The organism is Bacillus sp. FSL W7-1354 (assembly GCF_038002405.1).
Taxonomy (GTDB): Bacteria; Bacillota; Bacilli; order Bacillales; family Bacillaceae; genus Bacillus; species Bacillus paralicheniformis.
This window is the reverse complement of record NZ_JBBOCL010000001.1, coordinates 2091269-2103350: the sequence shown is the minus strand read 5'-3', so window position 1 is coordinate 2103350 and position 12082 is coordinate 2091269. Positions and strand designations below refer to the sequence as shown.

Here is a 12082-nt window from a genome sequence, read left to right as displayed (position 1 = left end):
CTGATATGATGTTTGCATCTTTCTTGCTGCTGGCATTTGCCGTCAGCTTGGACAGTTTTTCAGTCGGATTTACTTACGGATTGCGAAAGTTGAAAATCCCATTTAAAGCGATTTTGATTATTGCTTTTTGCTCTGGTGCCGTGATGTATATTGCCATGATGATCGGAACCCTTTTGGCGAAATTCCTGCCCGTTGTCGTAACAGAAAGGCTCGGGGCCGTCATATTAATGGGGATCGGCGCATGGGTGCTGTATCAGTTTTTCAGGCCGGAGAAAGAACAGGATCTCGTCTTCTCTGAAAAAACGCTCATCAACCTTGAATTGAAATCGCTCGGAATCGTGATACACATTTTAAGAAAACCGACAAGCGCCGACATTGATAAATCAGGAATCATTACCGGTATAGAAGCTTTCCTTCTCGGTTTCGCCCTCTCTATTGACGCGTTCGGAGCAGGGATCGGCGCGGCTGCGCTCGGCTTTTCCCCTGTACCGATGAGCATTACGGTAGGCATCATGAGCTCATTGTTCGTATTTTGCGGAATACAGGCGGGGCGATTTTTATCGAAATGGAACTGGATGGATAAACTGACCTTTCTTCCCGGTATATTGCTGATTATGATCGGCATCTGGAAACTGTAAGAAGGAGGTGCAGGCCTTTGACATTGGTCATCGGGTTGACCGGAGGGATTGCCAGCGGCAAAAGTACTGTCGCGCAAATGTTCCAGCAGTGCGGCATCACAGTCGTCGATGCGGACGTGATCGCGAAAGAGGCCGTTGAACAAGGGATGCCCGCTTATCAGAAAATCGCAGAGACATTTGGTCAAGGCGTGCTGCTTGAAACAGGCGGTATCGACCGGAGAAAACTTGGAGAAATTGTTTTTACTAACGAAGAAAAGAGGATGCAGTTAAATGCGATCGTCCATCCGGAAGTGAGAAAAATGATGATCAAACAGCGCGACGAAGCCATCCGGGCCGGTGAACGGTTTGTTGTTCTCGATATTCCGCTTTTATATGAAAGCGGGCTTGAACATTTGACAGATAAAGTGATCGTCGTCTGGGTGCCGATGGAGCTTCAGCTTGAGCGGCTGATGAAAAGAAACCGGCTCACTGAAGACGAGGCGCTGAACAGAATTCACGCCCAGCATTCTCTTGACGAAAAAAAGAAAAAGGCAGACGCGGTGATCGATAACAGCGGCAGTCTGAAAGATACAGAAGCGCAGCTTCATCAGCTGCTTGATACATGGTCAAATATTGAAAAGTGAGCGCGAAATTGCGCTCACTTTTTTATTAGTCGTTTTTAAACTGGCTGTAATTCGCATAATACAGCGCGGTGCGTTGTGCACCTGCATACCGTTCGGCAAAAGCTTTGGCATTGCCTGCCTTCATCGTCCGATAGCTGTAGTTGGATGAAGGTTTCCAGCTTGTTTCAGGCGATTTCTGTCCTTTTATCGCCGGATATGACCCGACATCTTTAAATGAGCCGTCTCCGTAATCATCAAGTATGCCTTTCTCGCTGCCCGTACCGAAGTAATTGGCTTCAGAATAAATTTTGGCCAATGTCGTTATCGTGAAGCCTAGATGGTAATTGTTGATATAATTGTTTTTCACATGAAAATGGCCGTAACGCATCAACCCGGGCGCCCTGACATAGAGATTCTCAAAACGGTTGTGGCTGATTGTCATCCGCGGATATCCATTATATATACTGTGGTATTGCTTGTCATCTTGAGGCCAGCCGAGAATCAAGCCGTACCTGTGGTCTGTGAATGTGCTGTGAGACAGTGTGACGTAATCGGCTTTAGCGCCGATGTATAAGAGCTTGTCGAGATCGTGACCGTTTGCTGAATAGCTGTGGCCCTGGAATGTGACATGGTCAATCCAGTAATTCCTCGAATCGGTAATGTAAACAGGGATGTCGTTGTTTTCATTTATGAATGCATCATGTGCAATGATCAGATTTTTGAAAATCACGTTGCCTGAGTCCGCTTTTGTTTTAAAGTAAATGTTGTTCAGCTTATGTTTTTCATACGAGCCGATGATTGTTTTATTGGCACCCACCGTCAATACCGTTTTGGCTGAAGCGCCGATATTGCTGGAGACGACAATGGTGCGGGGCGTTGAACCTCCAATATTGGCTTTCAGTTCGCCCAGATTGTTGACATAGACGACTTTTCCAAGCAGGCCGCCGGTTGTGCCTGTTTTCTGCTTGCCATTCGTTTCCTTTGCATAGCCCGCGAAACCTTCGAGACCGTCGCTTGGAAGCTTCCACTTTTGGACGGAGCTGCCTGTATATTTGGCAAGCTTCACTCCGCTGCCGTCCAGTGTCAGGGCAAGGCTGTTGTTTTGCGCACTGACGATTTTATACGTGATAAAGTCTCCGTTTCCGTCTTTGTCAGCCCCGATAATATTCCACAACTCTTCTTTTCGTGAATTGTCATAGTAGACTACAGCGGGATTATTGTTTGACAACGCGTAATGGGAAGGGATGATAATTTTGCCGTTATCCATATTTCTGATTTTGAACTGTTTGCCGTCAGACGTATCCAGCCTCCATCTTTCTGCTTTTTCCCCGCTCATCTGTTTTGCTGTTAGCGGTGCATTATCTTGATTCCCGGCGGGCGTGATGTTTATGCCTGATAAGCTTTCCAGCCTGATCATCTGTTTCGGATAATCTTCGTTCGCCGCGGAAGCGGCTGCTGTTCCTATAAAAAAATAAATGCCGGCCGCAGCCAAAAAAGAAATGATAAAATATATGTTTTTGGTCAGTTTCATGGTTGTCCTTTCTTGAAGACACTGCCTTCTGTCGTGTGAAAATTTGGCGCCGTTGGAAATTGTAGCACTAAAGATGTATTTGAAATATATGCTTTAATGCCGATTTTTTCTAGTTCTTTGTTCATTGTTTCACAAAAACCGCGTAAATTTGCTGTAAAAGAAACAAATGGTATGGCTAATTAAAAATAATGTGTTATACTTATTTTGAATAAATCATGATGTGGAATGACATAAAATAAGGGGTGCATATTTGATGAAAGTGAAAGTTGCGATAAACGGATTCGGCCGGATCGGCAGAATGGTGTTTAGAAAAGCGATGCTTGATGAACAGATTGACATTGCAGTGATCAATGCGAGCTACCCTCCGGAAACGCTCGCTCATTTAATAAAGTATGACACAAATCACGGCCGATATGAGCTTGATGTAAACGCTGGAGACGATTGCCTGTTCGTTAACGGTAAAAAGGTCATGCTGACCAATCAGAGGGACCCTAAACTTCTTCCGTGGGCGCAATACGGGATCGACATCGTCGTAGAAGCGACGGGGAAATTTAACGCGAAGGAAAAAGCGGAAGCTCATATTGAAGCCGGCGCGAAAAAAGTTATTTTGACAGCGCCGGGGAAAAATGAAGACATCACAATCGTGATGGGCGTCAATGAACGCGAATTTGATGCGGAGCGTCATACGATTATTTCAAACGCTTCCTGTACGACGAATTGTCTCGCTCCTGTCGCAAAAGTGCTTGATGATGCATTTGGCATTGAAAACGGCCTGGTGACCACTGTTCACGCATTTACAAATGATCAAAAAAATATTGATAATCCGCACAAAGACTTGAGAAGGGCGCGCGCCTGCGGTTCTTCGATCATTCCGACAACGACAGGCGCCGCGAAAGCGCTGTCACTTGTCATGCCACATTTAAAAGGAAGAATGCACGGCCTGGCCCTGCGCGTTCCCGTCTCAAATGTGTCACTCGTTGACCTTGTGGCTGATTTAAAAAGCGATGCGACGGCAGAAGATATTAATGAAGCGTTCCGAATGGCGGCGGCAGGCTCGATGTCCGGGATCCTCGATGTATGCGATGAACCGCTTGTCTCATCCGATTTTAATACGAATCCATACTCGGCGGTGATCGACAGCCTTTCAACAATGGTGCTTGAGAACAGAAAGGTGAAAGTGCTCGCATGGTATGACAACGAATGGGGATATTCGTGCAGGGTTGTCGATTTAATCAGATACGTGGCTTCAAGAATGAAACACCCTTCGGCTGTATAAAATAAGAGCATGGACGGATAAAAAATAAATACCCCTTAACCATCAAATGATAAAACCGCCTTGCAAAAAATATTCAAACAAAGTATACTATTTTTCGTGAACTTCTAGTTCGTGAGCGCTTCGGCATTACTTAAAGGGTTAGGACCTCTCCGGACTAACTTTCCCCCGTGGTAAATGACCGGTTCAGTTGCTTGGAAATTCACTTTTCTAATTCTTGTTAAGGGGGGTCCATGCTATGGAAACAATGGGGCGTCACGTTATCTCCGAACTGTGGGGATGCGATTTTGATAAGCTGAATGACATGGATTTTATTGAAAAAACGTTTGTAAATGCGGCACTGAAGTCAGGTGCTGAGGTACGTGAGGTAGCCTTTCATAAGTTTGCACCTCAAGGTGTAAGCGGGGTTGTGATCATTTCTGAATCTCACTTGACCATTCACAGTTTTCCTGAACACGGATATGCCAGCATTGATGTTTATACTTGCGGAGATTTAGATCCGAACGTAGCTGCCGATTATATCGCAGAAGAATTAAGAGCAGAAACAAGAGAGAACATTGAAATACCGAGAGGCATGGGACCTGTTCAGGTGAAACAGGCCAACGCCAAAGCACAGGCACTTTAATGCCCATAGAGGAGCTGGATGAAAAAGCGGACACCGCTTTTAAAATCCGCTCCTTTTTCTTTCCTCTTGCGACAATCCCCGAAACATATTCTCCCCGGCATTCTCTTGCCCTAATTTGTTTTCCCTTGGAAATCAACCATTTTTTTAATAAAATATAGAGAAGAAAGACAAAGGGGACAGGGGATATGAGTCTTTTTCAAAACATTCACCGGTTTTTTTCTACACACGCCGAAACGTCTGACCGCCATCCTTCGGACAAGCTGAAGAGCCGCTATTATAAAGCGGCGTCAAAAGAAGCGCTCAATGCTGTAAAGGAAGTGCTGGAAGGCCTTGACGGCTGTAAGGTGACATCGGTGTCGGAAGAAAGAGGAGAAATCAGCGCCGAGGTGAAAAAAACGAGAAAAGCTTTTGTGGTGGCGACAGTCGTGTCGATTCGCCCTTTTGATACAGCGGTGGATTTTAATGTGTCAACGGAAACGTTTTTGCCGACCGATTTTGGCTACAGCCGCGGGCTTGTCTCGACGCTATACAGCGAACTGGACGGAAAGCTGCAGAAATCTGTACATTCAAACAATTGAATAGGGAGCTGAAAAAATGAAATGTCCAGCATGTCAGCATAACGGGACGAGGGTTTTGGACTCCCGTCCCGTTGACGAAGGCAGATCGATTCGCAGAAGACGCGAATGCGAATCATGCAACTATCGATTTACTACATTTGAAAAAGTGGAAGAAATTCCGCTCATCGTCGTAAAAAAAGAAGGAATCCGGGAAGAATTCAGCCGCGAGAAGATGCTCCGCGGTTTGATCAAAGCGTGCGAAAAACGCCCTGTCGCCTTAAAGCAACTTGAGGATATTTGCTTTGAAATTGAAAAAGAGCTTAGAAATCAAGGCGTTGCTGAAGTGAAAAGCGATATGATCGGAGAAATGGTGATGGACCGGCTTGCGAAAATCGACGAAGTCGCATACGTCCGGTTTGCTTCAGTATACCGCCAATTTAAAGATATTAACGTATTTATCGACGAGCTGAAAGACTTAATAAAGAAAGAACGGTAAAGAGCTGTAAATTAATCCAGCTCTTTTCTCATGATAAAACCACGGTCGTGTGACATGAAGGCCTGAAAAAGGTGTAAAATGAGGACAAGAAACAAAGTGGAAGGTTGACAAAAGATATGAGTAATTATTGGAAAGACTTGCTTCCTGTCGATCCGTACGTTGTCAAAAGCTGCGGATTGCTTCAGGACTTGGACCGGCAAATTGTCACGCTATTGTATCAGCCTCTAATCGGCTCTTTTTCATTCAGCTTGTTTCTCACGCTGTGGGGGGAACTGGAGCAAAACAGAGTCTGGGGGAAAAGCTCGACTCACAGACAGCTGATGGCGGCGATGCAGACCAACCTGAAGACGATTCACTCAGAGAAGGAAAAGCTTGAGGGAATCGGACTGTTGAAAACTTATATGAAAGAAACGGAAGACGAGCGTTTGTTTATATATGAATTGATTCCGCCGCTCAGACCGGATGAGTTCTTTCAGGACGGCATGCTGAATGTCTTCTTGTACAACCGCGTCGGAAAAGCGAGGTTTCAGCAGCTGAAAGAATACTTTTCCCACCCGTCTGTTCCCGAAGAAGTACGGGATATCACCCGTTCTTTCAACGAAGTTTTTGCATCTGTCCAGCCGAGCGAATGGAAGATGTCTGACGATATGATCGAAGCGATGGAGCTTCGCGAAGATCGTGAATGGATGAAAGAAGGGAATGGCAAACCGGCGGCGGTCACAGACGACGCCTTTGACTTTCAACTGTTTCTCGCCGGTTTATCCGACACGCTTATTCCGAGAAAAGCGCTGTCAGACCAAGTGAAGGAAACGATTAAAAAGCTCGCCTTTCTCTACGGGATCGAACCGCTTCAGATGCAAAACGTCGTCATGTCAGCCGTTGATGAGCACGATACGATCACGACAGAAGCGCTCAGAAAAGCGGCGAGCGACTGGTATCAGATCGAGCGCAGCGGCCCGCTTCCGGAACTCGTCGACAAAGTGCAGCCGATGAATCTCCGCGAACAGCCGAATCAACAGTCGTCAACGAATGCCAAGGAAGACAATTTGATTGCTTTGCTTGAGCAGGTATCGCCGAAAAAGCTGCTGCAGGATATCGGCGGCGGAGCGGAACCATCTAAAGCCGATCTGAAAATTATAGAAGAAATAATGCTTGACCAAAAATTAGAGCCCGGCGTCATCAATGTTCTGATTTATTATGTCATGCTGAAAACCGATATGAAGCTTTCGAAAAATTACACCCAAAAAATAGCTTCTCACTGGGCCAGAAAAAACGTTCGCACGGTTAGAGAGGCCATGAAGCTTGCGAAAGAAGAAAACCGCCAATATCTTGAATGGGCGGAAGGGAAGAAAAAGCCTTCCCGGAACAAGAAAGTCATCAGGGAAGAAAAGCTGCCTGACTGGCTTCGGGAAAGTGACGAAGCCGACAGCAAACCGCTCGAAACAGAGCCGGCCGGTTCCGTAACGGGAGAAGGCTTTGACCAACAGAAGCAGAAGCTGCTCGAAGAAATAAAAAAACTGAAAAACCATTCCGCTCTTTAATGTGAGGTGAAGATGATGGAGCCGATTAAACGCGCTTTGCAAGGCGTGACGACGAGACCCGATTTTCAAAAACGCCTTGAAGATATGAAAGAAAAAGTGCTCTCTGACAAGGATGTTCAGGAGTTTTTAAACAGCCGCCAGTCAGAAGTGGATCAAGGAATGATCGACAGGAGCCTAAACAAGCTTTATGAATTTACACAGCAAAGCAAAGCATGCCAAGACTGCCCGAGTCTGAAAGAGTGCAAAAACCTGATTCAAGGTTATCATCCAAAGCTTGTGATGAACGGAAAAACGATCGATGTTCAATATGACAGGTGTCCGGAAAAAAAGGCAGCGGACGAGAGGGAAAGACAGCGGTCGCTGATTAAAAGCATCTATATTCAACAGGATCTCTTGAATGCTACGTTTGCCGATATTGACGGAGATGATCCGAGCAGATTAAAGGTCCTTCAGCTTGTGACGGGCTTTTTGCATGACTATAACGAAACGGGAAAGGGAAAAGGCATCTACGTCTACGGGAAGTTCGGGGTCGGAAAAACCTTTATGCTGGCCGCCATCGCCAACGAGCTTGCGGCAAAGGACCATCCATCCATTCTCGTCTATGTCCCCGAATTTGTCAGGGAACTGAAAAATGCGATACACGATCAGTCGCTTGAAGAAAAGCTTGAGATGGTCAAGTCTACGCCGATTCTAATGCTCGATGATATCGGTGCGGAGTCCATGTCAAGCTGGGTGAGGGATGAGGTGCTTGGCGCCATCCTTCAGCACAGAATGTCTCATCAGCTGCCGACGTTTTTCTCTTCCAACTTTGACCCTGATGAACTGAAACACCATTTCACCTATTCGCAAAGGGGCGAAAAAGAAGAGGTGAAAGCGGCAAGGCTGATGGAGAGGGTGCTGTATTTAGCGACGCCTGTCCGGCTGGACGGGAAAAACCGGCGTCAGTAATCACATGATCCCGAGCTTCAATTACGGAGATGAAGAAGATGCAAAAAAGAACATTGGCCAAATGGACGGTTATCGCCGTAATCGCGGCGGCCGGACTATGGTTGAATGCGAAATATCTGAATCTGAGCCCCGCTCATATAAGAGAAGGCGTCTTATCCTTCGGGATTTTCGCCCCGCTCATCTATATCGGATTATTGATGATCCGGCCGTTTTTGCTGCTACCTGCTTCCGTTTTCGCCGTCAGCGGGGGCCTCGCATTTGGTCCGCTGTTTGGCTCTTTGTATTCTTTTATCGGTGCGGCGGGCGGTGCATTTTTGTCATTCGCTGTTGCATACAGGCTCGGCGGAAACCTTCAGCACATGCCGCTGAAGCTTGACAGCCTGCGGACGCTTTTGCGGAAAAACGGCTTTTTCTGCATTCTGCTCTTGAGGCTCGCGCCGATTCATTTTGACGCGGTTAGCTATGCGGCAGGCGTGTCAAAAGTGAAGCCCCTGTCGTTTGCCCTGGCGACGGCTGCGGGCATCATTCCGGGCACCGTTATTTTAAATGTGCTCGGGTCAAGCCTCTTGACCGGCGACATCATAGCAATTGCAGCTGCAGCGGCAATTTACTTGATATTCATTACCGTGCCTCTTTTGTTCAGAAAAAAAGTGCAGGCGCTCCTCGATTAAGGGCTCATCCTTTTTTTACGTCTATTTTATTTGTCACCCCCATATACATGTATCAGATGTTGTTAGGGGGGACAAACATGCTTGAAATTACATTTGAAGATGATTATGATACAGCCGCGTTTTTGCATCTCCTTCGCAATGCGGATGCGAACCGGCATATCAAGATTCACGAAGCACCAGGGAAGATCGGAATTGAAAAGACCCATTCCTCTGTTAGTATTCAGGCCTATATTGAGCCGGTTCTGACGAGATTTTTTACAGAATGCAAAGAAGACGAATACATGCTTTCGGTTATTGAAGGCGATTATTACTTTTTGGACCGGGATGAACAGCAGCAGATTCTTCAACTGGCCCACAGCATTATGGAGGGCGAACTTGAAGGGCTTCCTCTCAACAAGGACGACACCCCTCGCGAACATTACATCATTCAGGAGCTCCAAACGATTTGTCTTGAGGAAAACGTCTTTTCCATTCGGTCCTTTATGACATTTCGCCTCGGGAGGTATTATGAACGCCTCAGGTCTTATGTGGAGGCGGCAATTGACGAGTATAAAATGGAACAGGAATATCAGACATTCATTCAATCGCTGAGAGACTACGTCATGTCGAAAGAGCCGATGCTTGACCATGTCCGCATTGTGCACGACGGTTATTTTGTATTGTGGGAATTAAAGTATATTTCTGAACGGGAACAAAAAAAATACATAGACAGGCGGTTCGTAAGAGAACACCCGATGTATATTGATTCCCATCTCCTGGCTCCGCTCGTATCGATTGCGCCGGAAAAAATAGACCTCTATACAGAAGACCGGGAACACGCCATGGTTCAGACCATTCAAAATATTTTTCAGGAGCGCGTACGGATTCTTTCGCTTGACGCCTTTCATCCGCGAGAAAACATTTTGGAAGAGCATTCTTGATTTTGTGTGAAAAACGATTTATAATACGATGTAAACTTAAAGATATTATGTATCGATAAGGACATGAAAAGATGAACACCGGTTTGACAGAGAGGGAGACCACGGCTGAAAGTCTCTTAAGCCAAGGAGCATTTTTTTACCGCCTTTGAACATCAGTTGTGAACGGCAATGTGTCTAGTAATGACTGACGGGACTTCCCGTTACAGAACCGAAAGCCGAGAGCGCGACGGGTTTTTTGCGTTTTCGGGAAAAAGGGTGGAACCACGAATTCCGTTTATTAATCCTCGTCCCTTTCATAGGGGGACGGGGATTTTTTATTTTGTAAAAAAAAGGAGTGACTAGGATGTCAGATATGGTAAAAATCAAATTTCCTGACGGAGCGGTTAAGGAGTTTGCAAAAACGACGACAACAGAAGATATCGCGGCATCAATCAGTCCCGGCTTAAAGAAAAAATCAATAGCGGGGAAATTAAACGGCAAAGAAATCGATCTGCGCGCACCGATCCTTGAGGACGGCGCCATCGAAATCATTACAGAAGGCAGCGAAGAAGCGCTTGAAATCATGCGCCACAGTACTGCACACTTAATGGCCCAGGCGATCAAGCGCCTGTATAAAAACGTGAAGCTCGGCGTGGGTCCGGTCATTGAAAACGGCTTCTACTACGATGTGGATATGGAAGAAGCGCTGACTCCGGAAGACCTTCCGAAGATTGAGAAGGAAATGAAAAAAATCGTTGGCGAAAATCTGCCGATCGTAAGAAAAGAAGTCAGCCGTGAGGAAGCCAGAGCCCGGTTTGCAGAAATCGGCGATGATTTGAAATTGGAACTGCTTGATGCGATTCCGGAAGGTGAAACGGTATCGATCTATGAGCAGGGCGAATTCTTCGATTTGTGCCGCGGTGTTCACGTTCCTTCGACAGGAAAAATCAAGGAGTTCAAACTGCTGAGCCTTGCGGGAGCATACTGGCGCGGAGACAGCAACAACAAGATGCTCCAGCGCATTTACGGTACGGCTTTCTTCAAAAAAGCGGAGCTTGATGAGCATCTTCGCCTCCTTGAGGAAGCAAAAGAACGCGACCACAGAAAGCTCGGAAAAGAACTGAAGCTGTTTGCGATTTCGCAAAAGGTAGGGCAAGGGCTGCCGCTTTGGCTGCCAAAGGGTGCAACCATCAGACGCGTCATCGAGCGCTATATCGTTGACAAAGAGCTTGCGCTCGGCTATGAGCACGTGTATACACCTGTCCTTGGCAGCAAAGAACTTTACGAAACGTCAGGGCATTGGGATCATTATCAAGACACAATGTTCCCTCCGATTGAAATGGACAATGAAACATTGACGCTTCGACCGATGAACTGTCCGCATCATATGATGATTTATAAAAACGACATTCACAGCTACCGTGAACTGCCGATCCGGATCGCGGAGCTCGGAACGATGCACCGCTACGAAATGTCAGGCGCTCTCTCAGGTCTGCAGCGTGTTCGCGGGATGACTTTGAATGACGCGCACATTTTCGTCCGTCCCGATCAAATTAAGGAAGAGTTCATCCGCACTGTCCGCCTGATTCAGGAAGTGTATGAAGACTTTGGCCTTGAGCAGTACTCATTCCGCTTGTCTTACCGCGACCCTGAAGATACAGAGAAATATTACGATGACGATGAAATGTGGAACAGAGCGCAATCGATGCTGAAGGAAGCGATGGACGAGATCGGACACGATTATTACGAAGCCGAAGGGGAAGCGGCGTTCTACGGACCGAAGCTTGACGTTCAGGTCAAAACAGCAATCGGAAAAGAGGAAACACTGTCAACTGTACAGCTGGACTTCCTTCTTCCTGAAAAATTTGATCTGACATATGTCGGAGAAGACGGAAAACCTCATCGTCCGGTCGTCATTCACAGAGGTGTCGTTTCCACAATGGAACGGTTTGTCGCTTTCTTAATTGAGGAGCATAAAGGCGCATTGCCGACATGGCTTGCCCCTGTTCAGTTCCAGGTCATCCCTGTATCGCCGTCCGTGCATCTTGACTACGCCAAAAAAGTTCAAGAGCGCCTGCAGCGTGAAGGACTTCGCGTTGAAGTCGATATCCGTGACGAGAAAATCGGCTATAAAATCCGTGAAGCACAGATGCAAAAAATCCCGTACATGCTTGTCGTCGGCGACCAGGAAGTTGAAAACGAAGCCGTCAACGTCCGCAAATACGGAGAGCAAAAATCAGAAACAGTTGCCTTTGCAGACTTCATTAAAAAAGCCGTTGCAGAAGCAAAGAAATAAACGAG

12 protein-coding genes are annotated in these 12082 nt (G+C 46.6%); 11 read left to right on the top strand and 1 reads right to left on the bottom strand.

Annotated features, from left to right (window positions below):
• The first annotated feature begins 5 nt into the window (after positions 1-5).
• On the top strand, positions 6-638 hold the full coding sequence (gene ytaF / locus MKZ04_RS10680; protein WP_009329359.1) for a sporulation membrane protein YtaF: 633 nt from the start codon (positions 6-8) through the stop codon (positions 636-638).
• A gap of 17 nt (positions 639-655) precedes the next feature.
• The gene (gene coaE, locus MKZ04_RS10675) at positions 656-1261 is read left to right on the top strand and encodes a dephospho-CoA kinase (protein ID WP_020452548.1); all 606 of its coding nucleotides are present in this window, start codon (positions 656-658) and stop codon (positions 1259-1261) included.
• Positions 1262-1286: 25 nt separating this feature from the next.
• Here the strand turns inward: coaE and MKZ04_RS10670 are convergent, their stop codons facing one another.
• The gene (locus MKZ04_RS10670) at positions 1287-2507 is read right to left on the bottom strand and encodes a pectate lyase family protein (protein ID WP_341047126.1); all 1221 of its coding nucleotides are present in this window, start codon (positions 2505-2507) and stop codon (positions 1287-1289) included.
• A 517-nt stretch (positions 2508-3024) separates the two neighbouring features.
• On the opposite strand from MKZ04_RS10670, the gene MKZ04_RS10665 reads away from it, so the two are divergent.
• From MKZ04_RS10665 to thrS, 9 genes are all read left to right on the top strand, one after another.
• Positions 3025-4047, top strand: a complete 1023-nt coding sequence (locus tag MKZ04_RS10665; protein ID WP_020452546.1) for a glyceraldehyde-3-phosphate dehydrogenase — start codon at positions 3025-3027, stop codon at positions 4045-4047.
• A gap of 235 nt (positions 4048-4282) precedes the next feature.
• Positions 4283-4669, top strand: a complete 387-nt coding sequence (gene speD, locus MKZ04_RS10660; RefSeq protein WP_020452545.1) for an adenosylmethionine decarboxylase — start codon at positions 4283-4285, stop codon at positions 4667-4669.
• Positions 4670-4854: 185 nt separating this feature from the next.
• Positions 4855-5247 (top strand): hypothetical protein, encoded by a 393-nt coding sequence (locus tag MKZ04_RS10655; RefSeq protein WP_020452544.1) that lies wholly within the window; start codon positions 4855-4857, stop codon positions 5245-5247.
• Positions 5248-5263: 16 nt separating this feature from the next.
• The gene (nrdR, locus tag MKZ04_RS10650; RefSeq protein ID WP_020452543.1) at positions 5264-5722 is read left to right on the top strand and encodes a transcriptional regulator NrdR; all 459 of its coding nucleotides are present in this window, start codon (positions 5264-5266) and stop codon (positions 5720-5722) included.
• 116 nt (positions 5723-5838) lie between these two features.
• The gene (locus MKZ04_RS10645) at positions 5839-7263 is read left to right on the top strand and encodes a replication initiation and membrane attachment family protein (protein WP_341045866.1); all 1425 of its coding nucleotides are present in this window, start codon (positions 5839-5841) and stop codon (positions 7261-7263) included.
• 15 nt (positions 7264-7278) lie between these two features.
• The gene (gene dnaI / locus MKZ04_RS10640) at positions 7279-8211 is read left to right on the top strand and encodes a primosomal protein DnaI (RefSeq protein ID WP_020452541.1); all 933 of its coding nucleotides are present in this window, start codon (positions 7279-7281) and stop codon (positions 8209-8211) included.
• Between the two features lie 38 nt (positions 8212-8249).
• Positions 8250-8882, top strand: coding sequence for a TVP38/TMEM64 family protein (locus MKZ04_RS10635; protein ID WP_023855476.1), 633 nt, complete (start codon positions 8250-8252; stop codon positions 8880-8882).
• A gap of 77 nt (positions 8883-8959) precedes the next feature.
• Positions 8960-9802 (top strand): putative sporulation protein YtxC, encoded by an 843-nt coding sequence (gene ytxC / locus MKZ04_RS10630; protein ID WP_020452539.1) that lies wholly within the window; start codon positions 8960-8962, stop codon positions 9800-9802.
• Positions 9803-10145: 343 nt separating this feature from the next.
• Positions 10146-12077, top strand: a complete 1932-nt coding sequence (thrS, locus tag MKZ04_RS10625) for a threonine--tRNA ligase (RefSeq protein ID WP_020452538.1) — start codon at positions 10146-10148, stop codon at positions 12075-12077.
• Positions 12078-12082: the final 5 nt, after the last annotated feature.

Coding starts and splice junctions, on each gene's coding strand:
- MKZ04_RS10635 (WP_023855476.1), top strand. CDS start 8,250: ATGCAAAAAAGAACATTGGCCAAATGGACGGTTATCGCCGTAATCGCG.
- speD (WP_020452545.1), top strand. CDS start 4,283: ATGGAAACAATGGGGCGTCACGTTATCTCCGAACTGTGGGGATGCGAT.
- dnaI (WP_020452541.1), top strand. CDS start 7,279: ATGGAGCCGATTAAACGCGCTTTGCAAGGCGTGACGACGAGACCCGAT.
- nrdR (WP_020452543.1), top strand. CDS start 5,264: ATGAAATGTCCAGCATGTCAGCATAACGGGACGAGGGTTTTGGACTCC.
- ytaF (WP_009329359.1), top strand. CDS start 6: ATGATGTTTGCATCTTTCTTGCTGCTGGCATTTGCCGTCAGCTTGGAC.
- MKZ04_RS10670 (WP_341047126.1), bottom strand. CDS start 2,507: ATGGATAACGGCAAAATTATCATCCCTTCCCATTACGCGTTGTCAAAC.
- ytxC (WP_020452539.1), top strand. CDS start 8,960: ATGCTTGAAATTACATTTGAAGATGATTATGATACAGCCGCGTTTTTG.
- MKZ04_RS10665 (WP_020452546.1), top strand. CDS start 3,025: ATGAAAGTGAAAGTTGCGATAAACGGATTCGGCCGGATCGGCAGAATG.
- MKZ04_RS10655 (WP_020452544.1), top strand. CDS start 4,855: ATGAGTCTTTTTCAAAACATTCACCGGTTTTTTTCTACACACGCCGAA.
- MKZ04_RS10645 (WP_341045866.1), top strand. CDS start 5,839: ATGAGTAATTATTGGAAAGACTTGCTTCCTGTCGATCCGTACGTTGTC.
- thrS (WP_020452538.1), top strand. CDS start 10,146: ATGTCAGATATGGTAAAAATCAAATTTCCTGACGGAGCGGTTAAGGAG.